23 protein-coding genes and 1 pseudogene are annotated in these 21,080 nt (G+C 64.2%); 17 read left to right on the top strand and 7 right to left on the bottom strand.

What is annotated here, in order from left to right; genetic code table 11:
- Positions 1-23: 23 nt before the first annotated feature.
- From GL300_RS00845 to GL300_RS00810, 8 genes and pseudogenes are all read left to right on the top strand, one after another.
- A pseudogene (locus tag GL300_RS00845) lies at positions 24-3,425 on the top strand (indolepyruvate ferredoxin oxidoreductase family protein); the annotation flags it as partial.
- A gap of 64 nt (positions 3,426-3,489) precedes the next feature.
- Positions 3,490-4,302 (top strand): glutamate racemase, encoded by an 813-nt coding sequence (locus tag GL300_RS00840; protein WP_155037692.1) that lies wholly within the window; start codon positions 3,490-3,492, stop codon positions 4,300-4,302.
- A gap of 18 nt (positions 4,303-4,320) precedes the next feature.
- Positions 4,321-4,764 carry a cytochrome c maturation protein CcmE gene (gene ccmE / locus GL300_RS00835; RefSeq protein ID WP_155037691.1) on the top strand — a complete coding sequence of 148 codons (444 nt, stop codon included), beginning with the start codon at positions 4,321-4,323 and terminating at the stop codon, positions 4,762-4,764.
- A 91-nt stretch (positions 4,765-4,855) separates the two neighbouring features.
- Positions 4,856-5,467: a holin-associated N-acetylmuramidase gene (locus GL300_RS00830; RefSeq protein WP_155037690.1), complete on the top strand. Its 612-nt coding sequence runs from the start codon at positions 4,856-4,858 to the stop codon at positions 5,465-5,467.
- Positions 5,458-5,976 (top strand): holin family protein, encoded by a 519-nt coding sequence (locus GL300_RS00825; RefSeq protein ID WP_394206844.1) that lies wholly within the window; start codon positions 5,458-5,460, stop codon positions 5,974-5,976. Before GL300_RS00830 ends, GL300_RS00825 begins: the two co-directional genes overlap by 10 nt.
- Before the next feature lie 87 nt (positions 5,977-6,063).
- Complete coding sequence (locus GL300_RS00820; RefSeq protein WP_155037689.1) at positions 6,064-8,025, top strand: heme lyase CcmF/NrfE family subunit; 1,962 nt, start codon at positions 6,064-6,066, stop codon at positions 8,023-8,025.
- 4 nt (positions 8,026-8,029) lie between these two features.
- Positions 8,030-8,482 (top strand): cytochrome c-type biogenesis protein, encoded by a 453-nt coding sequence (locus GL300_RS00815; RefSeq protein ID WP_155037688.1) that lies wholly within the window; start codon positions 8,030-8,032, stop codon positions 8,480-8,482.
- Between the two features lie 66 nt (positions 8,483-8,548).
- Positions 8,549-9,319 (top strand): enoyl-CoA hydratase-related protein, encoded by a 771-nt coding sequence (locus GL300_RS00810; RefSeq protein WP_155037687.1) that lies wholly within the window; start codon positions 8,549-8,551, stop codon positions 9,317-9,319.
- Positions 9,320-9,322: 3 nt separating this feature from the next.
- On the opposite strand, the gene GL300_RS00805 is transcribed toward GL300_RS00810, so the two are convergent.
- From GL300_RS00805 to GL300_RS00795, 3 genes are all read right to left on the bottom strand, one after another.
- Positions 9,323-10,003 carry an NUDIX hydrolase gene (locus GL300_RS00805; RefSeq protein ID WP_155037686.1) on the bottom strand — a complete coding sequence of 227 codons (681 nt, stop codon included), beginning with the start codon at positions 10,001-10,003 and terminating at the stop codon, positions 9,323-9,325.
- A complete protein-coding gene (locus tag GL300_RS00800) occupies positions 10,000-10,401 on the bottom strand; it encodes a DUF983 domain-containing protein (protein WP_155037685.1) in 402 nt (133 codons plus the stop codon). Before GL300_RS00800 ends, GL300_RS00805 begins: the two co-directional genes overlap by 4 nt.
- Positions 10,402-10,464: 63 nt before the next feature.
- Positions 10,465-11,865, bottom strand: a complete 1,401-nt coding sequence (locus GL300_RS00795) for a diguanylate cyclase domain-containing protein (protein ID WP_155037684.1) — start codon at positions 11,863-11,865, stop codon at positions 10,465-10,467.
- 111 nt (positions 11,866-11,976) lie between these two features.
- Between GL300_RS00795 and GL300_RS00790 the strand changes: the two genes are divergently transcribed.
- Positions 11,977-12,246 (top strand): DUF3572 domain-containing protein, encoded by a 270-nt coding sequence (locus GL300_RS00790; RefSeq protein WP_155037683.1) that lies wholly within the window; start codon positions 11,977-11,979, stop codon positions 12,244-12,246.
- Positions 12,247-12,261: 15 nt separating this feature from the next.
- On the opposite strand, the gene GL300_RS00785 is transcribed toward GL300_RS00790, so the two are convergent.
- Positions 12,262-13,623: an aminotransferase gene (locus GL300_RS00785; protein WP_155037682.1), complete on the bottom strand. Its 1,362-nt coding sequence runs from the start codon at positions 13,621-13,623 to the stop codon at positions 12,262-12,264.
- Positions 13,624-13,730: 107 nt separating this feature from the next.
- Between GL300_RS00785 and GL300_RS00780 the strand changes: the two genes are divergently transcribed.
- On the top strand, positions 13,731-14,213 hold the full coding sequence (locus tag GL300_RS00780; protein ID WP_211594922.1) for a DUF2380 domain-containing protein: 483 nt from the start codon (positions 13,731-13,733) through the stop codon (positions 14,211-14,213).
- Here GL300_RS00780 and GL300_RS00775 read toward each other — a convergent pair.
- Positions 14,192-14,533, bottom strand: a complete 342-nt coding sequence (locus GL300_RS00775; RefSeq protein WP_155037681.1) for a TfoX/Sxy family protein — start codon at positions 14,531-14,533, stop codon at positions 14,192-14,194. The two genes, GL300_RS00780 and GL300_RS00775, sit on opposite strands and share 22 nt — an antisense overlap.
- A 67-nt stretch (positions 14,534-14,600) precedes the next feature.
- On the opposite strand from GL300_RS00775, the gene miaB reads away from it, so the two are divergent.
- The 4 genes from miaB to GL300_RS00755 all read left to right on the top strand — a co-directional run bounded on the left by miaB (position 14,601) and on the right by GL300_RS00755 (position 17,490).
- Positions 14,601-15,950 (top strand): tRNA (N6-isopentenyl adenosine(37)-C2)-methylthiotransferase MiaB, encoded by a 1,350-nt coding sequence (gene miaB / locus GL300_RS00770; protein WP_155037680.1) that lies wholly within the window; start codon positions 14,601-14,603, stop codon positions 15,948-15,950.
- A 214-nt stretch (positions 15,951-16,164) separates the two neighbouring features.
- Complete coding sequence (gene rplU / locus GL300_RS00765) at positions 16,165-16,545, top strand: 50S ribosomal protein L21 (protein WP_155037679.1); 381 nt, start codon at positions 16,165-16,167, stop codon at positions 16,543-16,545.
- Positions 16,546-16,557: 12 nt separating this feature from the next.
- Positions 16,558-16,830, top strand: coding sequence for a 50S ribosomal protein L27 (gene rpmA, locus GL300_RS00760; protein WP_155037678.1), 273 nt, complete (start codon positions 16,558-16,560; stop codon positions 16,828-16,830).
- Positions 16,831-16,941: 111 nt separating this feature from the next.
- A complete protein-coding gene (locus GL300_RS00755) occupies positions 16,942-17,490 on the top strand; it encodes a GNAT family N-acetyltransferase (protein ID WP_155037677.1) in 549 nt (182 codons plus the stop codon).
- Between the two features lie 43 nt (positions 17,491-17,533).
- Here GL300_RS00755 and GL300_RS00750 read toward each other — a convergent pair whose 3' ends face one another.
- Positions 17,534-18,046 carry a hypothetical protein gene (locus GL300_RS00750; RefSeq protein ID WP_225612005.1) on the bottom strand — a complete coding sequence of 171 codons (513 nt, stop codon included), beginning with the start codon at positions 18,044-18,046 and terminating at the stop codon, positions 17,534-17,536.
- Between the two features lie 153 nt (positions 18,047-18,199).
- On the opposite strand from GL300_RS00750, the gene GL300_RS00745 reads away from it, so the two are divergent.
- A complete protein-coding gene (locus tag GL300_RS00745) occupies positions 18,200-18,607 on the top strand; it encodes a SufE family protein (protein ID WP_155037675.1) in 408 nt (135 codons plus the stop codon).
- Here GL300_RS00745 and mnmA read toward each other — a convergent pair whose 3' ends face one another.
- On the bottom strand, positions 18,608-19,777 hold the full coding sequence (gene mnmA / locus GL300_RS00740) for a tRNA 2-thiouridine(34) synthase MnmA (RefSeq protein ID WP_155037674.1): 1,170 nt from the start codon (positions 19,775-19,777) through the stop codon (positions 18,608-18,610).
- A gap of 170 nt (positions 19,778-19,947) precedes the next feature.
- Between mnmA and sciP the strand changes: the two genes are divergently transcribed.
- Together sciP and ctrA are read left to right on the top strand one after the other, a co-directional pair.
- The gene (sciP, locus tag GL300_RS00735; RefSeq protein ID WP_155037673.1) at positions 19,948-20,223 is read left to right on the top strand and encodes a CtrA inhibitor SciP; all 276 of its coding nucleotides are present in this window, start codon (positions 19,948-19,950) and stop codon (positions 20,221-20,223) included.
- A gap of 90 nt (positions 20,224-20,313) precedes the next feature.
- A complete protein-coding gene (ctrA, locus tag GL300_RS00730) occupies positions 20,314-21,027 on the top strand; it encodes a response regulator transcription factor CtrA (protein WP_155037672.1) in 714 nt (237 codons plus the stop codon).
- The last annotated feature ends 53 nt before the right edge of the window (positions 21,028-21,080 follow it).

Genomic DNA, 21,080 nt, shown 5'->3' with positions numbered 1-21,080 from the left:
CCAGTCATCGCGCTTGGGAGGGCAAGATGAACGTGCAGGATTTTACTCTGGCGGATCGGTTCGATCTTAGTAAGCGGCATGTGCTGCTGAACGGAACGCAGGCTTTGGTGCGGCTGATGCTGATGCAATCGGCTCGTGACAAGGCTGCGGGCTTCGATACGGCAGGGTTGGTGACAGGATATCGCGGATCGCCGTTGGGAGGCGTCGATCTGCAGATGATGAAGTCAAAGAGTGAACTGACGGCGGCGCAGGTGCTGTTCCAGCCCGGTCTGAACGAGGATCTGGCAGCGACCGCGATCTGGGGCAGCCAGCAGGCCGAATTGCGCGGCGAGGGCAAGCATGACGGCGTCTTTGCCCTGTGGTACGGCAAGGGGCCGGGGGTGGACCGCTCGGGCGACGTGATGCGGCATGCGAACATGGCGGGCTCGTCGAAGTTCGGCGGCGTGGTCATGGCCATGGGCGACGACCATACCGGCGAAAGCTCGACAGTGCTGCACCAGTCCGACTGGGCGATGGTCGATGCCTATATCCCGGTGCTGTCGCCTGCCGGTGTGCAGGAAATCCTTGATTTCGGGCTGTACGGTTTTGCTCTGTCGCGCTTTGCCGGGGTATGGACCGGTCTCAAGACGATGAAGGATACGGTCGAGGCGACCAGCGTCGTCGATGGCGACCCCTTCCGCATGAAGTTCGTCACCCCGGATTTCGCGATACCGCAGGGTGGTCTGAACATCCGGCTGGGCGATACGCCCGTGGCGCAGGAAGCGCGGATGATCGACTATAAGCGCTTCGCGGCCGAGGCATTTGCCCGTGCGAACCGCATCGACCGCCCGGTCTGGAACGCGCCCGGCGCGCGGATCGGATTTGTCGCGGCGGGCAAGAACTGGCTGGACCTGGTCCATGCCCTGTCGCTTCTGGATATCGATGAAGACGAGGCCGACCGGCTGGGCATCTCGACCTACAAGGTCGGTCAGACCTGGCCCATGGACATGAAGTCCTTTCAGGAATGGTCCGAAGGGCTGGAGGTCATCGTCGTCGTCGAAGAAAAGCGCAAGCTGATCGAGGTGCAGGTCAAGGAGGCGATCTTTGACAACCGCCATGGTCGCCGCGTGCTGGGCTGGAAGCATGACCGCACCCATGAGGAACTGTTCCCGACCCGTTATGCGCTGGACCCGGTGATGATTGCCCAGAAGCTGGGCAGCATCCTGATCGAAGAAGGCCGCGGGACCGAGGCGATCAAGGCGGGCCTGCAGCGCCTGACCGAAGTGCGCCGCAACGATAACGCCCCCGAGGTTGCCACCCGCACGCCGTGGTTCTGTTCGGGCTGTCCGCATAACACCTCGACCCGGTTGCCCGATGGCGCGCGCGCCTATGCGGGGATCGGATGCCACTACATGGTGCAGTGGATGGACCGCGACACCTCGGGCTTCACCCATATGGGCGGTGAGGGGGCGAACTGGATCGGCGAGGGGCCGTTCAGCAAAAGAAACCATGTGTTTCAGAATCTTGGCGACGGAACCTATAACCATTCCGGATCTTTGGCGATCCGTGCGGCGAAGGCCGCGAACGCGAATATCACCTACAAGATCCTGTTCAACGATGCCGTTGCCATGACCGGCGGCCAGCCGAACGAAGGCGGGCTGACGGCGCAGCAGATCGTGCGCGAATTGCAGGCCATGGGCGTGTCCCCGGTAATCGCCGTCTATGATGAGAAAGAGGAGATCGACCGCGGGCAGTTCCCCTCGGGGTTGCGGTTCGAGGAACGTGCCTCGATGTTGGCGGTGCAGAAGGAGTTGGAACAGGTCGGTGGTGTCAGCGCCATCGTCTATATCCAGACCTGCGCAGCCGAAAAACGCCGTCGCCGCAAGCGCGGCAAGTTCCCTGATCCTGACCGTCGCGTCTGGATCAACCCTGACATCTGCGAGGGTTGTGGTGATTGCGGGGTGCAGTCGAATTGTGTCTCGATCGTGCCCAAGGATACCGAACTGGGCCGCAAGCGCGCCATCGACCAGTCCAGCTGCAACAAGGACTATTCCTGCGTGAAGGGCTTCTGCCCCAGCTTCGTCTCAGTCCGCGGGGCCAAGCTGAAAAAACCCAAGGCGGCCGAGTTGGACCTGCCCTTGCTGCCGGAACCGGCGCTGCCGGCCATTCGCGGCACGCATAATGTCGTCATCACCGGGGTCGGGGGCACCGGTGTCGTGACCATCGGCGCTGTTCTGGCGCAGGCCGCGCATATCGACGGCAAGGGTGCTGGCATGATGGAGATGGCGGGCCTCGCCCAGAAGGGGGGCGCGGTTCATATCCACCTGCGTCTGGCCAATGCGCCTGCGGATATCAGCGCCATCCGCGTCGCCGTGGGCGAAGCTGATTGCGTCATCGGTGGCGATCTGGTGGTGACCGGTGGGGCCAAGACCATCGGGCTGATGACCAAGGGCCGGACCGGGGCGGTGGTCAATGACCACGAGATCATCACCGGCGAATTCACCCGCAACCGCGATTTCCAGATCCCGGCGGACCGGCTGCGCGTGTCGTTGCAGGCCCGACTGGGCGAGAAGGTTGCGTTCTTTGACGCCTCGACGCTGGCGCTGCGGCTGCTGGGGGACTCGATCTATTCCAACATGCTGGTGATGGGCGCGACTTGGCAGCAGGGGCTGATCCCGCTGTCGGAAGCCGCGATCCTGAAGGCGATCGAGCTGAACGGCGCCAAGGTCACCGAGAACCAGCGCGCCTTCCAGATCGGCCGCTGGGCCATGGCCGAGCCCGCCGCCGCCGCACAGGTGCTGGCGGCGGCACCCGAGCATGTCGAGGCGGTCGATCCGGTGGCCTACCGCGCCGCGCGGCTGGTCGAATACCAGAATGAGGCGCTGGCCAAGCGGTTCCGCGATCTGGTGGCGCTGGCCCCTGCGGCGCTGCAGGGCAGCGTGGCCGAGGGCTATTACAAGCTGCTGGCCTATAAGGACGAATACGAAGTCGCCCGGTTGCATCTGGCCAGCGCCGCGCAGCTTTCCAATGAGTTCGAGGGCGACGCCAAGTTAAGCTTCCATCTGGCCCCGCCCTTCATGCCGGGGCTTGATCCCGACGGGCGGCCACGCAAACGTGAATTCGGGGCATGGGTGCTGCCGCTGTTCAAGGTGTTGGCGCGGATGAAGGGATTGCGCGGAACTGCTTTGGACCCGTTCGGTCATGCGGCCGAGCGTCGCGCCGAACGCGCCGCCATCGCCGAATTTGAGGCTGACATGCGCGAAGTCCTTGCAGATGTGACGCCCGCGACGATTGCGCTGGTGCGAGAGCTTGCGGAACTGCCGCTGTCGGTGCGCGGCTATGGTCCGGTCAAGGAGGCCGCAGCTCATCAGGCCGCGGCGCGTCGGGCCCAGCTTCTGGATGCTTTCCGCAAGGGCGGCACGCCCATGGCGCAGGCAGCCGAATGACATAAATCATGGCGTTCGCCCGCGGCGCGTCCTAAAAAGGCGCGTCGCGAGCAGGAGATTAGTCATGGCGGTTGGGGTTTTCGATTCGGGTCTTGGTGGGCTGACGGTCCTGGACGCCATTGCCGCCCGTATGCCCGAATTGCCGCTGGTCTATCTGGGTGACAACAAGCACACGCCCTATGGCGTGCGCGATGCCGAAGATATCTATCGCCTGACCTGCGCAGGGGTCGAGCGGCTGTGGGCCGAGGGCTGTGATCTGATCATTCTGGCCTGCAACACGGCTTCGGCTGCTGCCCTGAAGCGCATGCAGGAAACCTGGCTGCCGCCGAACAAGCGCGTGCTGGGCGTTTTCGTCCCGATGATCGAGGCTTTGACCGAACGCCGCTGGGGTGACAACTCCCCCCCGCGCGAGGTCGAGGTCAAGCATGTCGCGCTGTTCGCCACCCCGGCAACGGTCGCCAGCCGCGCCTTTCAACGGGAACTGGCCTTCCGCGCCATCGGCGTCGATGTCGAGGCGCAGCCCTGCGGCGGCGTCGTCGATGCCATCGAGCAGGGCGATGAAATTCTGGCCGAGGCGCTGGTCACCAGCCATGTCGAGGCGCTGATGCGCCGCATGCCGCGCCCCGAGGCGGCGATCCTTGGCTGCACGCATTATCCGCTGGTCCAGCCCGCCTTCCAGAAAGCGCTGGGTGAAAATGTGAAGGTCTATTCGCAGCCGCAGCTGGTCGCCGAAAGCCTTGAGGACTATCTGGGCCGCCACCCCGAACTGATCGGTCGGGGCACAGAGTCCCGTTTTCTGACGACGGGCGATCCGGTCCGGGTCTCGGGCAAGGCGACGCAATTCCTGCGCTATGCGATCAAGTTCGAAGCTGCGTAAGAAACACGTGATTATGGCATGAAATCGCTCAAGAAAAAACGCCGTATCCAGATCATCATTGCCGCCACCGTCGCGCTGGTCCTGGCGGTCGGGCTGATCGGCTACGGCTTTCGCGATGGCATCAACCTGTATCGCTCGCCCAGCCAGATGGCGGGGAATCCGCCCGAAGCGGGTGAGGTGTTTCGCCTTGGCGGGCTGGTCGAGGACGGCACGCTGAAGCGTGGCGATGGTGAGACGGTCAGCTTCAGCGTCACCGATGGCGGCGCCTCGGTTCCCGTCCGCTTTACCGGCGTGCTGCCCGATCTGTTCGCAGAAGGTCAGGGCATGATCGGCACCGGCCGGATGGAGGGCGACACCTTCATCGCCTCGGAAATCCTGGCCAAGCATGATGAGAATTACATGCCGCGCGAGGTCATCGACTCGCTCAAGGAACAGGGCGTCTATGAGGAACCCAATTCCTGACGCCCCATTCTTCGATGCAACGCGCGCCGGGTTAAGCAAGGGTTAACCCAGCCGGGCCAGCTTTCTGGACAGTTTCCAGAAGGGGGCCAGCATGAAGACCGTCGAACAGATCGCGGCCGAGATCGTCGCGCGTGAGGGGGGCTACGTCAACGATCCCGATGATCCGGGCGGCGCGACCAATCTGGGCGTCACGCTGACCACGCTGCGGGAATTGGGCGAAGATCGCAATGCCGATGGCAAGGTCGATCTGGCTGATCTCAAGGCGCTGACCAAGGCTGATGCCCAGCTGATCTTCGTCGAACATTACTTTCGCAAACCGGGGCTGGCCGCGCTGCCGGCGCAACTGCAGCCTTCGGTCTTTGACATGCAGGTCAATGCCGGGGCGAATGCGGTCAAGATCTTGCAACGCTTGCTGACGCGGATGGGCTTTGCCATCACGGATGACGGCATGGTCGGGCCAAAGACCGTCGATGCCGCGCGGCTGGCTGCCTTGGCCGCGCCCGCGCATCTGGCCGATGCTTACGGGATCGCCCGGCGAAATTACTACTATGCTTTGGCCGATGCGCGCCCGGCCAGTCGCAAATTCGCCCGCAGCCAATCGGGGGGCAAGGGTGGCTGGATCATCCGGGCCGAGGAATTCGTCTCGGCCCGCTATCATCTGACGATTGCCGAACACCGGGCGAGAGTTGCAGCATGGGCGTGATGGACCGTTTCCTTGGCGCAAGCAGCGCCGTCACCACCGTCGCCAATGCCGCGACCGGCATGGCCGAGGTGTTCCGCGAAAACTCGACGCGACGGATGGAGCTGGACGAAGAAGCCTATGCCCGTGCCATGGCGCAGCTGACGGCGGAATTCGCCATGCAGCCCGGAGGGTGGTTCGACGGGCTGATGAACGGGCTGAACCGCCTGCCACGCCCGGTGATGACGCTAGGGACGGTGGGGTTGTTCGTCTATGCCATGGTTGAGCCGGTGGGTTTCGGACTGCGCATGCAGAACCTCAACCTTGTCCCCGAGCCGCTATGGTGGCTGCTGGGCGCGATCATCAGCTTCTATTTCGGGGCGCGCGAGGCGCATTATTTTCGCACCCGGCCGCGGATTGCGACCTCCATGCCGACCCCGTCCACAGCGCAAGGGCCGGTAACCGCGCCAGATGACGATTTCGCGGATAATGCGGCTTTGCGCGACTGGGCAGCCTCGCGGGCTGGGACATGACGGAAATGCGATAAGATCGGTGGCGCTCGGGGCTGGCTTGCCCGACGCGCCGCCGCTATCCTCCGCGCAACTGCCGGGAGGAAGAACATGAACGCGGAAATAGGCCATTTTGCCCTGATCCTTGCCTTTGCCGTGGCCATGTTCCAGATGGTCGTGCCGATGATCGGCGCGGCCAAGGGCTGGAGCGGCTGGATCGACAGCGCGCGCCCCGCTGCCATCGCCCAGCTTGGGCTGATCGGAATCTCCTTCGCGGCACTGACGATTTCCTTCGTGACCTCGGATTTCTCGGTCCTGCTGGTCTATGAGAATTCGCATACCGCCAAGCCGCTGATCTACAAAATCTCGGGCGTCTGGGGGAACCATGAGGGTTCCATGCTGCTCTGGGTGCTGATCCTGGCGCTGTTCGGCGCGGCGGCGGCGGTCTTTGACGCGAACCTGCCGCCGCGGCTGCGGGCACGGGTGCTGTCGGTGCAGGCGGCGATCGGCGCGGCCTTTCTGGCCTTCATCCTGTTCACCTCGAACCCGTTCCTGCGGCTGGCGGATGCGCCCTTCAACGGGCGCGACCTGAACCCGCTTCTGCAAGATCCCGGTTTGGCGTTTCATCCGCCCTTCCTTTATCTGGGCTATGTCGGCCTTTCGATGGCCTTCAGCTTTGCCGTCGCCGCCCTGATCGAAGGGCGGGTGGATGCGGCATGGGCGCGCTGGGTGCGGCCATGGACGCTGGCGGCATGGGTGTTTCTGACCATCGGCATCGCGCTGGGGTCGTGGTGGGCCTATTACGAGCTTGGCTGGGGTGGCTTCTGGTTCTGGGACCCGGTCGAAAACGCCAGTTTCATGCCCTGGCTGCTGGCTGCGGCCCTGCTGCATTCCGCCATTGTCGTCGAAAAGCGCGAGGTGCTGAAAAGCTGGACGATCCTGCTGGCGATCATGGCCTTTGGCTTCTCGTTGATCGGGACCTTCATCGTGCGCTCGGGCGTCATCACCTCGGTCCACAGCTTTGCCAATGATCCGGAACGGGGGGTGTTCATCCTTGCGATCCTTGCCGCCTTCGTCGGCGGTGCGCTGACGCTATTCTCGGCGCGCGCGGGGTCGATGCAGGCCAAGGGCGTGTTCTCTCCGGTCTCGCGCGAGGGGGCGCTGGTCCTGAACAACATCCTGTTGGCAGTGTCGGCCTTTGTCGTGTTCATCGGCACGGTCTGGCCGCTGGTGGCCGAGATGCTGTGGGACCGCAAGCTGTCGGTCGGGCCGCCCTTTTTTGAAAAGGCCTTCACCCCCTTCATGATCGCGCTGGCCATCGTCCTGCCGATGGGGGCGATCATCCCGTGGAAACGGGGCAAGCTGGGCCGTGTCCTTGCGCCGCTGCGCGGGGCGTTGCTGTTCGCGGTGGCGGTCATGCTGCTGGTTTTTGCCGTCTCGACCGGGCATTCGGCGCTGGCGGTGATCGGGGCAGGGCTGGGGTCGTGGCTGGTTGCCGGGGCCGTGGTCGATCTGTTGCTGCGGACCGGCAATTCCGGCCTGTCGCGTCTGGGCCGCTTGCCGCGCGCCGATTGGGGCAGGGCCGTGGCGCATGGTGGGCTGGGTGTGACCTTCATCGGGGTCAGCCTGCTGATGGCCTGGCAGGTCGAAGATATCCGCGTCGCCCGGATCGGCGAGACCTTCACCGTCGCGGGCTATGAGATCACGCTGGAAAGCGTCGAGGATGTTCAGGGGCCGAACTATGTCTCGACCATTGCCGCGATGCGGGTCGCCAAGAACGGGCGCGAAGTCGCCTTGCTGCATCCCGAAAAGCGGGTCTATCCGGTGCAGGCCATGCCCACGACCGAGGCCGCCATTCAAAGCGGCTTGTTCCGCGACCTGTATCTGGTGATTGGCGATGCCCAGCAGAATGGCGGCTGGGCCGTGCGCAGTTACATCAAGCCCTTTGCCGGCTGGATCTGGTTCGGCTCGGCATTGATGGCGCTGGGGGGCCTGATCAGCCTTAGTGACCGGCGATATCGCGTGGCGGCTGGGGCGATGCGTTCCGCACCCATCGCCGGACCGGCGGAGTAGGCCCATGCGCTATCTGATCCTGTGTCTTGCGCTGCTGCTGGCCGTTCCGGCCTGGGCCGTCCAACCCGATGAGGTCTTGTCTGACCCCGCGCTGGAATCCCGTGCCCGCGACATTTCCCGCATCCTGCGCTGCCCGGTCTGTCAGGGCGAGACGATCGACGAATCGAATGCGCCGATCAGCCGCGACCTGCGGCTTTATCTGCGCGAAAGACTGGTCGCCGGCGACAGCAATGAGCAGGCCGTCGATGCCGTTGTCGAGCGGTTCGGAGAATACGTGCTGTTCGAGCCTCGGGCGCGCGGCATCAACTGGGTGCTTTATCTGGCCGGGCCATTGATGGCGCTTCTGGGGCTGCTGATCGGCTGGCGCTTCATCCGCTCTCGTGCCGAGCCCGAGACCCGCCCCGAGACACTCTCGGAGGAGGAACGCGCGCGGCTGGACCGGATCATGCAGGACTGACGCTGGGTCGCGCTTTCGCATGTCCTTCGCAGCGGTCAGGATACGCCGCATAAAAGCGGAGGAACCATGACCACCCAGACCATTACCGTCACCCATCAGGGCGGCATCACCCGGATCGCGCTGAACCGCCCCGAGGTCCGCAATGCGCTGAACAGCACCATGCGTGCCGAACTGACGGAAACGCTGCGCAACCTGCCGCAGGATACGCGCTGCGTCGTGCTGACCGGGACGGGGCAGGCCTTTTGCTCGGGGCAGGATCTGGGCGATGCGACGGCAGGGCTGGATGTGGAGCGCATCCTGCGCGAGGAATATGAACCCATGCTGGCCGCAATCACCCAAGCCCCGGTTCCGGTCATTGCGGCGGTGAACGGCATTGCGGCGGGGGCAGGGGCCAATCTGGCGCTGGCCGCCGATGTGGTCATTGCGACGGAAAGCGCCGTCTTTGTGCAAGCCTTCAGCCGGATCGGGCTGATCCCGGATGCGGGCGGCACTTTCATCATTCCGCGCAGCGTGGGTAACGCCCGCGCCATGGGGATGATGCTGTTCTCCGAACCCGTCCCGGCCCGTCAGGCCGCGGATTGGGGCATGATCTGGGAAGCGGTTCCCGATGCCGAATTCGAGGCGCGGGTGACGGCGCGGGCCACGACGCTGGCGCAGGGGGCGACCCAGGCATTCCTCGCGACGCGCGAGGCGATCGCGCGCTCCTCCAGCCACGACCTGTCCGAGCAACTGGCGCTTGAGGCCCGGCTTCAGGGGCAGATGGCCGCGACCTCGGATTTCATGGAAGGGGTTTCGGCCTTCATGCAGAAACGCCCGGCGAAATTCACCGGGCGCTGAGCGTCACGACAGCCAGCTGAAGCGCGGCACCTCGCCGCGATTGTCAAAGAAGGGGACCCGCTCGGGTCCCCTGAGCGGACCCGGCCTTGCGGCAATGGCGGCGATTTCGGCCAGAACGACCTCGGTGATGAAGGGCAGGTCCAGCGCGCGCGCCTCGGTCAGGGGAACCCAGTGCAGATGCGAAAGCTCATCGCAGGCGGCGCTGAAATCGTTGCGGTCGCCCTCTAGCCGATCCGCATCCAGCAGCAGGAAGCGCGCATCGAAACGGCGGGTATTGCGTGGCGGGGTGACCGCGCGAAAGACATAGATCAGCGCCGACGGATCGGGGGCCAGACCGCGCGCGGCGTGCAATGGCCAACCCTGCGGCGCATCCCCCGGCAGGCCCGCGATCAGCCCGGTTTCCTCGGCCAGTTCGCGCAAGGCGGCGGCGGCCAGCGCCTCGGGCAGGTCGGGATGTTCGGCAATGGGGTCAAGCGCCAGCAGGCGGCGCTGCTCGGACTCGAGCGGTTTTGAGAGGCGCGCGGCCGCATCGCCCGGATCGACCGCGCCGCCGGGAAAGACATATTTCGAGGGCATGAAGGCCGCCGTCGCCCCACGCTGGCCCATCAGCACCGCGGGACCCTGCGGCGTGTCGCGGTCAAGGACGATGACGGTGGCCGCATCGCGGATCGGGGGCAGGTTCATGCGGTGCCCTTCTGCTCCAGTCCAAAGCCATGCATCCGCCGGGCCCATTGAAAGCCGACGAACGCGCCCTTGATCACGGGCAGAAGCGCCAGCGACAGGATTACCGCGCCCAGACCAAAGCCGATCAGCATCGCGGCGGGCGAGGGGCGGTAGGCGATATAGATGGCCAGCAGCAGCGGCGCGCCCAGATGCGAGACCAGCAGGATCGTCAGATAGGCCGGGCCGTCATCGGCACGCTGGTGGTGCAGCGCCTCGCCGCAATGGGGGCATTGATCCTTGACCCGCAGATAGCCGTTAAACAGCGCACCTTCTCCGCAAGCGGGGCAGCGCCGCATGGCACCGCGCAGCATGGAGGGGCGCAGCGGTCGATCAGCGATGTTGTCGCGGGCCGTCGGCATTCGGGATTCCTTTCGCAACCTGCGACAAATCTAGGCATCGCGCCGGGGAAGCGAAAGTGGGACCTATGTCACAAGTTCAGGCCGCAAGCGCGCTTCGGCCATGACGATCCGGTTGCGGCCCATAGCCTTGGCCAGCAGCAGCGCGCGGTCGGCGCGGGCCAGCAACTTTTCCGGCCCCGCAGCCAGTTCGCCGCCCAGCACGGCCACGCCTGCCGAAAGCGAGACGTGGATTTCATCAGCGGCGCATTCGGGGGGCAGCGTCACCGGGCTTTCCTGCACCTGCAGGCGGATCTCTTCGGCAACGGCCAGCGCCGCGTCCGCGCCGTGGCGGGGCAGGACGGCCAGAAACTCCTCTCCACCCATGCGGGCCAGAAGCGCTTCGGGCGGCAGGGCGAGGGCAAGGCGCTGCGCAACGCTGATCAGGACCGCATCGCCAGCGGCGTGGCCGTGATTGTCATTCACCGCCTTGAAGCGGTCCAGATCCATGACGATGACGGCTAAAGGATCGCCCTCGGACAGTGCCTGATCGTGCAGGCGGGCAAGGCGCGGAAGAGCATGGCGGCGATTGTGCAGTCCGGTCAGCGGATCAAGACTGGCAAGCTGCATCTGGCGCTGTGCGGCCAGACGGCGCTGGTCTGCCTCGCGCTTGCGGTCAAGCTGGGTCTCAAGGCGAATGGCAGCCTCGGCCGCGGTGATCGGATTGGCCATATCCGCAGCCAGCACGTCGCCCGCCCCCAGATCCAGCGCCATCTCGGCCAACTCGGCGCGTTCCGGATGCAGGGCGATGACAAAGCCCGCATCGCGCGATCCCGGGCGCGAACGCAATTCCGACATCAACCGCAGCCCGTCGCCCGGCTGGTTCATGTCGGCGGCGATCAGATAAAGCTCGGGGACACGACCGCGCGCGGCATCGGCCAGCGCCCGTTCGGGATCGCAGACCGAGATCGAAAAATCCACCTGCCCCTGCAGCGCATGACGCCAGCCAAGCGCAATGTCGGCCTGGCCCGAGATGAAGACGGCGCGGGGTCGGCTGTCATGCTGGAAGGCCGTGGCAGGTTCGGCCAGACCGCTGGGTAGTGCGGCAGCGTCATTCTGGGGATCGGTGCGCATCAGACCGCGGATGCGCGCAAGCAGGGTCAGGTCGTCGCCCATATGGTCGATCAGCGCCGACGCGCCGGCCTGCAAGGCAGCGATCCGCGCCTCACCCTGTGCCTGCGCCAGAATTTGCAGGTCGCCACCGCCGGGCAGGGCGCGCAACCCGTGGCACAGATCGGCCGTGGTCATATCGGGCAGGCTTGCCCCGATCACCACGATCCGGGGGCGAACTATCCCGGCCCGCCGCAATGCCTCGGTCCCCGAGGCGGCGGTGCTGACCGCATAGCAGGCTGAGGTCAGACGCACTTTCATGTTGATCCTGGTATGCTGCTCACCATCTACGACCAAGATGCGCCCTGTGAAATTCATGTGTTGTTCTTTACACCAGCTGCCACGTCCGCATCTTGCGTGGATATTGGTTAATAAACGGTTTCACGTCGGGGTATTCCCGGCAGCAAGTCATAAAATCATGAGGATGGAATGCAGATTTCCGAGGCGCGCGACATTGCCGATCAGGGCTTTCAGCACATAGCCGGGGATGCCGAGATGGTCTCGGAACTGCTGGCGCAGTCGGGGACCGATGTGGCGGGGCTGCGTGCCATGGCCGGGCGACCGGAATTCGCGCAATTCGTGCTGGATTTCCTGCTGGAACAGGATCAGCGCGTGCTGGATTTTGCGGCCAGCGCCGGCATTCAGCCGCAGCGCGTGGTCATGGCCCGCGCCGTGCTGGGTGGGGGCGATCCTTGGTAGGATCGCCCGTTTTGGTCAGGCCACTTCGGCAAAGACCTTGTCGAGCGCCTTTTCCAGCTTCTCGAACATCTCATCCATCTGGCCCTCGGTCATGATGAAGGGCGGGCACAGCACCACCGACTGACCCAGCGGGCGGCAGATCAGCCCCAGATCGGTGCAGGTATTGGCGATGCGCTCGCTGACCGAAAGCGCCCCGTCGAAGGGGGTCTTGGTCGCCTTGTCCTTGACCGCTTCCAGCGCCCACATGAAGCCCACGCCGCGATATTCGCCGATATTGGGTTTCTGGGCGAGGCGTTGCAGCCCCTCCTCGAAGCGCGGGGCAAGGCGTTTGACGTTCTCGGCCAGCCCCTCGTTCATCACCACGTCGATCGCCTTCAGCGCGATGGCGCAGCCGACCGGGTGGCCCGAGGCGGTGAAGCCATGAGGGAATTCCTCGATCGCCTCGACCGCGGCCTGCACCCGCTTGGCCAATTCCCCGCCCAGGATCACCGCGCCCATCGGGAAGAAGCCCGCCGTCAGGTTCTTGGATGAGATGATCGCGTCGGGCGTATAGTCGTAGGTCTGCGCGCCCCAGGTATTGCCGGTGCGCCCGAAGCCGCAGATGACCTCATCCGAGATCATCGGGATGTCGTATTTGCGCAGGATCGGCAGGATCGCCTGAAAATAGCCCTTGGCCGGGGGGATGACGCCGCCCGCGCCCATTACCGGCTCGGCGAAGAAACCTGCGATGGTGTCGGCACCCTCACGCGCGATGGTTTCGTCCAACTCGCGCGCAAGGCGCTGCACGAATTGCTCCTCGGTCTCGCCCGCCTCGCCAAAGCGCCAGTAATGCGGGCAGGTTAGGTGGATGAAGCCGGGCAGCGGCAGCCCGAAGACCGAGTTATAGGGCTTGCCGGTCATGCTGGCGGAAACGGCGGTGACGCCGTGATAGGCGTTCCAGCGGGTCAGGATCTTGCGCCTTTGCGGCTTGCCCTCGGCAGCATGCAGGAACCACAGAATCTTGACCATGGTGTCATTCGCCTCGGAACCCGAGTTGGTATAGAACACCTTGCCCGTCGCAAAGGGCGAGACCTCGACCAGCTTTTCCGACAGCATCACCGTCTGGTCGGACATGCGGCCAAAGAAGGAATGATAGCCGGGGAAGCGTTCATATTGCGCCTTGGCGGCCTCGATCATGCCCTTGTGGTCAAAGCCCGCGACCATGTTCCACAGGCCCGAATTCGCATCCAGATAGCGGCGGCCATGGACATCGACGATATAGGGCCCCTCGCCATGGGTGATGACGACCGTGCCCCGCTGGTGGACTGACGGCATGTCGGTGAAGCCATAGAGCGAATACTCCTCGGCCCGCGCTTCCCAGCTTTGCGGTTGGTTCATGGTGTCAGCCTCCGTGTTTCAGGGTTGCAGGCAGGCTAGCCGGGCGCGGAAAACGGTTCAATGGTCGCGGGCAGTCCAGACGATTGTCGCGCTTGCCCAAGGGGTGCATGCAGCGCAGATTGGCCCTGCTGGGGAGGGTCATCATGCGGGGATTTCTGTTTGCCTTGGCGCTTCTGCCGGGGCTTGCCTGTGCCGAGGGGCTGTATGTCCTGCCGGTCAAGCTGCTCGATACCTCCAAGGAGGCGCTGGACCAAAGCGAGGCCCATGCCCGCCGCCAGCGGGCCTTTGCCGAGTCGCTGGCCGCCGATCTGAATGGCACGCTGGTTTCCCCCGAGGAGGTCGCCGCCGCCTGTCCGCGCGAAACACCGGCCTGCCTGATGGACCTGCTGGCGGCGAAATCGGCCGATCGCGGGCTGTTCATCGTGGTGCAGAAATCCAGCACGCTGATCCTTCAGATCTTTACCGACCTGATGGACGTGAAAGCGCAAAAGCTGATCGCGCATCGCGAGCTGAATTTTCGCGGCGACAATGACGAAGGCTGGCGCCGCGCCGCGCGCTTCCTTGGCCGTCAGCTGCGCGAGCTGGACTGAGGCGCAATCAGCCCGATCTCGCGCAGGGCGGCGTCGATTCCTGTCAGGACGGGGCCGCGGACCTCACCGACCAGCGCGTCGAAATGGCCGCGCAGGGCGGTCTTCTCGCCGCCGCGGCAATCGTTCCACGGGCGGCCCTGAAGCGCCATGTGCAGGACGTAATAGCCGATGAAATGCGGACGCTCGCCGCTGGCAAGCAGGGCGCGATAGGCCTCATGCGCACCCATGCGGCGCAGGGTGACCGCATCGGGAATTCCGGCGGCGATCAGGGCCTTGGCGGTAGCAGGGCCGATATTGGAGATGTCGGTCAGATCACTCATTCGCGCCCAGACTTTCCAAAGCTTGAGCTTTCCTGTATCAGCGCCGGAACTCCAAGGACAGCACGGCATGACCGACCAAGCCAGCACCCCCGTTTCGGCGGCCAAGAAGCTCTTCATCAAGACTTACGGCTGCCAGATGAACGTCTATGACAGCCAGCGCATGGCCGAGGCCATGGGGGCCGAGGGCTATGTCCTGACCGAGAACCAGTCGGAAGCCGACATGGTTCTGCTCAACACCTGCCATATCCGCGAAAAGGCCGCCGAGAAGCTGTATTCGGATCTTGGCCGCCTGAAGCCGCTCAAGGCCGAACGTCCCGACCTGAAGATCGGCGTCGCGGGCTGCGTGGCGCAGGCCGAGGGTGCGGAAATCCAGCGCCGGATGCCGATCGTCGATCTGGTCGTCGGCCCGCAGGCCTATCATCGCCTGCCCGCCATGGCCCGCGCGGGTCGGGGTGTCGATACCGAATTCCCGGCCGAGGACAAGTTCGAGCATCTGCCCAAACCCGCCGCCACCCGCCGCGCGCCTGCGGCCTTCCTGACGGTGCAGGAAGGTTGCGACAAGTTCTGCGCCTTCTGCGTCGTGCCCTATACCCGCGGGGCCGAGGTCAGCCGTCCCGTCGACCGCATCCTGCGCGAGGCCCACGATCTGGTGTCGCGTGGCGTGCGCGAGATCACGCTGCTGGGTCAGAACGTCAACGGCTGGCATGGCGAAGGCCCATCCCTTGAAGGTCAGGGCGGCGAATGGGGCTTTGGCCGCCTGATCCGCGCCATGGCCGAGATCGACGGGCTGGACCGCATCCGCTACACCACCAGCCACCCCAACGACATGGCCGATGACCTGATCGAGGCCCATCGGTCCGAACCCAAGCTGATGCCCTATCTGCATCTGCCGGTGCAGTCGGGGTCGAACCGTATCCTCAAGGCGATGAACCGCAAGCATACGGTGGATCAGTATCTGCGCCTGATCGACCGTATCCGCGAGGCGCGCCCGGATATCCTGCTGACCTCGGACTTCATCGTGGGTTTCCCCGGCGAAACCGATCAGGATCACCGCGACACGCTGGATCTGGTGGCGCGGGTCAATTTCGGCACCGCCTTCAGCTTCAAGTATTCGCCGCGTCCGGGCACGCCCGCCTATGACCGCCCCGAGGTCGACAGCGATGTCGCCGATGCCCGTCTGCAGGAACTTCAGGCGCTGCTGTCGAGCCAGCAAAAGGCCGTGCAGGAAAGCATGGTCGGGCGCGAGGTAAGCGTGCTGTTCGAAAAGCCGGGCCGCAACGAGGGTCAGATGGTCGGCAAGTCCGATTACCTGCATGCCGTCTTTGTCGAGGCGCCGCAGGCCAAGGTCGGCGATCTGGTTCGCGTCCGCATCACCCATAGCGCGGCGAATTCGCTGGCCGGCGAACTGCTGGTCTGAGCCACCCGAAGGATTGCGGCGACAGGCCGCAATCCGGTTGACTTTTCCCATCGAATCCGCCATATGACCGCGACCGGCCGGGTATCCCCCGTTGCCGGTGCGTTATTTTAATCTCACCCGATATGCGGGTGCGCTGTCCGAAGGCGGGTCAAGGACCCGACGAACACCTGCCACGCAGGGGCCGCAGGACGCGATGGAAGCAAGGAAAGACGGAATGTTCGCAGTTCTCAAGACGGGCGGCAAGCAGTACCGGGTTCAAGCCGGTGATGTCGTGCGCGTCGAAAAACTGAACGCCGAAGCTGGTGACAAGATCCAGTTCAACGAAGTTCTGATGATCGGTTCGACCGTCGGCGCTCCGCTGGTTGCTGGCGCGGCTGTGCAAGCCGAAGTCATCGACAACATCAAGGCTGACAAGGTCATCACCTATGTCAAACGCCGCCGGAAGCACTCGTCGCAGCGCACCCGTGGCCACCGTCAGCAACTGACGCTGGTTCGCATCACCGAGCTGCTGGAGAAAGGTGCCGAGAAATCGGACGTCAAAGTTGCTGTCGGTGCGCGTCTTGCACGCCGTCACGACGCCGTAACCGCCAACTGAGGAGAGTGACCCATGGCACATAAAAAAGCAGGCGGTTCGTCCCGCAACGGTCGCGACTCGGCTGGTCGTCGTCTTGGCGTGAAACTGTTCGGTGGCCAGGCCGCCATCGCAGGCAACATCATCGTTCGTCAGCGCGGCACCACCTGGTGGGCTGGCGCCAATGTCGGCATGGGCCGCGATCATACCCTGTTCGCGCTGACCGACGGCAAGGTGACTTTCCGCAAGGGCCTCAAGGGCCGCACCTACATTTCCGTGCTGCCGGCCAATCTCGAGGCTGCCGAATAAGCCGATTTTAACACCACGGTGTCAAAATTAGGGGGATCGGCGAAAGCCGGTCCCCTTCCGCATTTCCGGGGAGTGCCTAGATGAATTTAGAGTACGAGGGAGGAAGGACCGATGAATGACCTGATCGCGCCGGAGCTGCTGACGCAGGCCGAGATCGCGACGGAGCGTTTCGCGTTGCGTCCGCTGCGGCGGTCGGATGCGGGATTGATCGCGCATTACACCCAGGATCGCCGCGTGGCCGAAGGCACGCGCTCGATTCCGCATCCGCTGCCGCCGGGCGCGGCCGAGGCCTATGTCAACCGCGCTATGGCCGAGGGCCGGGACGAGGATGTCTGGGCCATCGACGGCTCCAGCAAACAGCTGGCCGAGCTTCTGGGCGTGGTCTCTCTGACCCGGATCGAGCCGGACCAGTCCGAGCTGGGTTTCTGGGTGGGCGCAGGCTTCTGGAACACCGGTTTCGCGACCGAGGCCGTTGCGGCCCTTGTCGCGGCCAACCCTCATCGTTCGCGTACCCTGTTTGCCGAAGCGTTTCAGGACAATCCCGGCTCGGCCCGGGTGCTGACCAATTGCGGTTTCGAATATCTGGGCGATGCCGAAAGCTGGTCGGTCGCACGCAATGCCCGCGTGCCGACCTGGACCTATCTGCGCAAGATGGGCTGAGGCTCAGCCGGAAATGGAAAGGGCGCCCTTGCGGCGCCCTTTTTCATTTGTTCAGCGTGACGACATTTCCAGCGCCACTGATGACGACCTGATTGATACCCGACAGGGCCTCTTTCGGGATGGTCAGGCCGACAGTGATCGTGTCGCTGGCCGGGTTCGGCGCGCTGCGTGCGGCGGCGCTGTCCTTGAGTGGCGGATAGGCCACGAAGCGCAGCCGCAGCACGCCCATGTCATCGGCGCGGATACGGCCGCGCGGCATGGGTTCCTCGGTGATCAGCGCGGCGTTCCACCAGCCCTTGGTTGCCGGCAGGCCGGTCACGACCAGAAGACGGCCTTCATACATCGGCTCCCATTTGGCGCCCGAGATATAGGCGATGCCGCTGCGATTGTCCTGCGTGGTGGTGGGGTAGCCGCCTTCGGGCTCAAGGCTTTTGGGCTGGCTCGACCCGAACCATGTCGTCGGGTTCCAGCTGCTGTCGCCCGCGCTGTCCCCCATGCTGTCGCCAAAGCGCCCGCATCCGGCCAGCATCAATGTCGCGCAGCCGATGAGAGCCATGGTCCTGATCCGCATTCCGCCTGCCCCGTTCCTTAACAGTTTCCGCGAGTGATAGGGCAAAGAGGGCAGCGGCGAAAGCCTCTTTGACCTTCGCCGGGCAACGCGCTATGCCAAAGGCCCCCTCGACATCGCATCGTTGCGAAAGGACGCCCGATGGCCACGCCTGCCTTTGAAGAAATCGCCGAGACCTTCGATTTTCTCGAGGACTGGGAAGAGCGCTATCGCCATGTGATCGAGCTTGGCAAGGCGATGCCCGCGATGGACCCGGCGCTGCAAGTTCCCGCAACCAAGGTCGAGGGCTGCGCCAGTCAGGTCTGGATCATGCCGCGCATCGGGGGTGGGGTGTTCGACTTTCAGGGCGACAGCGACGCGCTGATCGTGCGCGGGCTGGTCGCGATCCTGCATGCGCTTTATTCGGGCGTGCCGGTGGGGCAGGTGGGGGCAGTCGATGCCCCGGCCGAATTGCGCCGGCTGGGGCTGGAGGAGCATCTGTCGGCCCAGCGTTCGAACGGGCTGCGCGCCATGGTCGAGCGCATCCGTCTGCTGGCGGCAAACGCCTGATCAGCCGCCGCGGCGCAGCGCGATCCAGCCGCCGCCAAGGACGCGCGTGCCCTCGGTCGCATAGAACACGCAGGCCTGACCGGGGCTGACGCCTTCCTCGGGGTCGAGCAGCTCAACCTCGGCCCGGCCCTTGCCGGTCGGGCGCAGGATCGCCGGGCGCGGCGGGCGGGTGGAGCGGATGCGGGCCATAATCGGGATTTCGGCCTCGAAGGGCTCGTCGCCCAGCCAGTTGACGTCGGTCACCGAGACGACCTTGGTGGCCAGGGCTTCCTTGGGGCCGACGATGACGCGGCGGGTCTCGGGGTCAAGGCGGACGACGTAAAGCGGATCGCCCAGGCCACCGATGCCAAGACCGCGGCGCTGACCGATCGTGTAATGGATCACGCCGCGATGCTGGCCCAGCACATTGCCGTCCATATCGACGATCTCACCCGGATCAGCTGCACCGGGGCGCAGCTTTTCGATGACGCTGGCATAGTTGCCGTTCGGTACAAAGCAGATGTCCTGGCTGTCGGGCTTATCCGCGACAGCCAGTCCGTACTTCGCGGCCAAAGCGCGGGTTTCGGCCTTGCTGGCCAGTCCGCCCAGCGGGAAGCGCAGATAGTCCAGTTGCTCGCCCGTGGTCGAGAACAGGAAATAGCTCTGGTCGCGGGCAGGGTCGGCGGCCATGTGCAATTCGGCCCCGTTGTCGCCGTCGAAGCGCCGGATATAGTGACCTGTCGCCATGCAATCGGCGTCAAGCTCTCGCGCGGTTTGCAGCAGGTCACGGAATTTCACCCGCTCATTGCAGCGGATGCAGGGCACCGGGGTCGCGCCAGCCAGATAGGCGTCCGCGAATTCCTCGATCACCGATTCGCGGAACTTGTTTTCGTAATCAAGGACGTAATGCGGGAAGCCTACACGCTCCGCGACACGGCGCGCGTCGTGGATATCCTGCCCGGCGCAGCAGGCACCCTTTTTCGCCAGCGCCGCGCCATGGTCGTAAAGCTGCAGCGTGACGCCGATGACGTCATAGCCTTCAGCCGCAAGCTGCGCCGCGACGACCGAGCTGTCCACGCCGCCCGACATGGCCACAACCACCCGGGTCTCTGCCGGAGGTTTGGCAAAACCAAGCGAATTCAATGGCGTGTCCTGCGCGTCAGCGCGAATGGCGGTATTGCGGCTTGTCATGGATCGTCCTTTCGCGGCGCAGAGCGGGGGAGGCGCGCCGGATTTGGCAACATTTATAGATAAATTGACGGAATTCTCAAGGGTCGGAGGGGTGCGAATACCGTCGCGCTTCACGGGCATTTAAGGATTTCCTGCCAGAAACGAAGGGGTAGCAGACAGGAAATGTTGCAATGTTCGTCAAGAAGTCGCGCGGCCCCCGCACCGCCGTCCTGCCAGATGGAACGATCCTCAGCCTTGCCGACCTGCCCGACCCGGGCATGCGTTGGGTGGCCAGCCGCAAGGCCGTGGTGGTTGCCGCCGTCAAACACGGCCTGCTGAGCAGGTCCGAGGTGATCGAACGCTATGATCTGAGCGAGGAAGAGTTCGCGTCCTGGGTCCATGCCATCGAAAGGCACGGCAGGGATGCGTTGAAAATCACGCAGTTGCAAAAGTTTAAGCAACTTTAGGTTGCATTATATGTGATGGGCTCTTCGGTAACGTGATATTAACGCTTTCGTGAAAACACTGTCCGGAATCGGATCAACGGGGGCAACGAAATGCGGATCCTTCTTGTCGAGGACGACCAGACCACGGCGCGCAGCATCGAGCTGATGCTGACCCACGCCAATTACAATGTCTATCGCACGGATATGGGCGAGGAGGGCATCGATCTCGCCAAGCTCTATGACTATGACATGATCCTTCTTGATCTCGATCTGCCGGACATGCACGGAATGGAGGTGCTGCGCCAGATCCGCATGTCGCGCGTCGACAGCCCGATCCTGATCCTGACCGGCTCGGATGATACCGAAAGCAAGCTGCGCGGCTTCGGCTTTGGCGCAGATGACTACATGACCAAGCCCTTCAACCGCGAAGAGCTTGTCGCGCGCATTCATGCGATCATCCGCCGCGCCAAGGGCCATAGCCAGTCCATTATCCGCACCGGTGAAATGGTGGTGAACCTTGATGCCCGCTCGGTCGAGGTCGGCGGGCGTCCGGTCAACCTGACCGGCAAGGAATATCAGATCCTTGAGCTGCTCAGCCTGCGCAAGGGCACGACCCTGACCAAGGAAATGTTCCTGAACCACCTTTACGGGGGGCTCGACGAGCCGGAACTGAAGATCATCGATGTCTTTGTCTGCAAGCTGCGCAAGAAGCTGGCCGCGGTATTGAACGGCGAAAGCCATATCGAGACCGTCTGGGGGCGGGGCTACGTCCTGCGCGATCCGGTGGTCGAGGGTACGGTGGATCGGTTGGCGCTGCGCGCCTGAGGCGTTTGTTCAGTCCTGTACGCTGGACAAGGTCTTGTGCCAGAAGCTATCAC

It is taken from the genome of Paracoccus litorisediminis, assembly GCF_009711205.1.
GTDB classification, from domain to species: domain Bacteria; phylum Pseudomonadota; class Alphaproteobacteria; order Rhodobacterales; family Rhodobacteraceae; genus Paracoccus; species Paracoccus litorisediminis.
The sequence above is the reverse complement of the archived record's forward strand: the minus strand, read 5'-3'. Positions and strand labels throughout refer to the sequence as shown.

Bases quoted from the DNA above. Each gene is read 5' to 3' on its own strand.
- GL300_RS00840 (WP_155037692.1), top strand. From the start codon at position 3,490: ATGGCGGTTGGGGTTTTCGATTCGGGTCTTGGTGGGCTGACGGTCCTG.
- ccmE (WP_155037691.1), top strand. From the start codon at position 4,321: ATGAAATCGCTCAAGAAAAAACGCCGTATCCAGATCATCATTGCCGCC.
- GL300_RS00830 (WP_155037690.1), top strand. From the start codon at position 4,856: ATGAAGACCGTCGAACAGATCGCGGCCGAGATCGTCGCGCGTGAGGGG.
- GL300_RS00825 (WP_394206844.1), top strand. From the start codon at position 5,458: ATGGGCGTGATGGACCGTTTCCTTGGCGCAAGCAGCGCCGTCACCACC.
- GL300_RS00820 (WP_155037689.1), top strand. From the start codon at position 6,064: ATGAACGCGGAAATAGGCCATTTTGCCCTGATCCTTGCCTTTGCCGTG.
- GL300_RS00815 (WP_155037688.1), top strand. From the start codon at position 8,030: ATGCGCTATCTGATCCTGTGTCTTGCGCTGCTGCTGGCCGTTCCGGCC.
- GL300_RS00810 (WP_155037687.1), top strand. From the start codon at position 8,549: ATGACCACCCAGACCATTACCGTCACCCATCAGGGCGGCATCACCCGG.
- GL300_RS00805 (WP_155037686.1), bottom strand. From the start codon at position 10,003: ATGAACCTGCCCCCGATCCGCGATGCGGCCACCGTCATCGTCCTTGAC.
- GL300_RS00800 (WP_155037685.1), bottom strand. From the start codon at position 10,401: ATGCCGACGGCCCGCGACAACATCGCTGATCGACCGCTGCGCCCCTCC.
- GL300_RS00795 (WP_155037684.1), bottom strand. From the start codon at position 11,865: ATGAATTTCACAGGGCGCATCTTGGTCGTAGATGGTGAGCAGCATACC.
- GL300_RS00790 (WP_155037683.1), top strand. From the start codon at position 11,977: ATGCAGATTTCCGAGGCGCGCGACATTGCCGATCAGGGCTTTCAGCAC.
- GL300_RS00785 (WP_155037682.1), bottom strand. From the start codon at position 13,623: ATGAACCAACCGCAAAGCTGGGAAGCGCGGGCCGAGGAGTATTCGCTC.
- GL300_RS00780 (WP_211594922.1), top strand. From the start codon at position 13,731: ATGCAGCGCAGATTGGCCCTGCTGGGGAGGGTCATCATGCGGGGATTT.
- GL300_RS00775 (WP_155037681.1), bottom strand. From the start codon at position 14,533: ATGAGTGATCTGACCGACATCTCCAATATCGGCCCTGCTACCGCCAAG.
- miaB (WP_155037680.1), top strand. From the start codon at position 14,601: ATGACCGACCAAGCCAGCACCCCCGTTTCGGCGGCCAAGAAGCTCTTC.
- rplU (WP_155037679.1), top strand. From the start codon at position 16,165: ATGTTCGCAGTTCTCAAGACGGGCGGCAAGCAGTACCGGGTTCAAGCC.
- rpmA (WP_155037678.1), top strand. From the start codon at position 16,558: ATGGCACATAAAAAAGCAGGCGGTTCGTCCCGCAACGGTCGCGACTCG.
- GL300_RS00755 (WP_155037677.1), top strand. From the start codon at position 16,942: ATGAATGACCTGATCGCGCCGGAGCTGCTGACGCAGGCCGAGATCGCG.
- GL300_RS00750 (WP_225612005.1), bottom strand. From the start codon at position 18,046: ATGGCTCTCATCGGCTGCGCGACATTGATGCTGGCCGGATGCGGGCGC.
- GL300_RS00745 (WP_155037675.1), top strand. From the start codon at position 18,200: ATGGCCACGCCTGCCTTTGAAGAAATCGCCGAGACCTTCGATTTTCTC.
- mnmA (WP_155037674.1), bottom strand. From the start codon at position 19,777: ATGACAAGCCGCAATACCGCCATTCGCGCTGACGCGCAGGACACGCCA.
- sciP (WP_155037673.1), top strand. From the start codon at position 19,948: ATGTTCGTCAAGAAGTCGCGCGGCCCCCGCACCGCCGTCCTGCCAGAT.
- ctrA (WP_155037672.1), top strand. From the start codon at position 20,314: ATGCGGATCCTTCTTGTCGAGGACGACCAGACCACGGCGCGCAGCATC.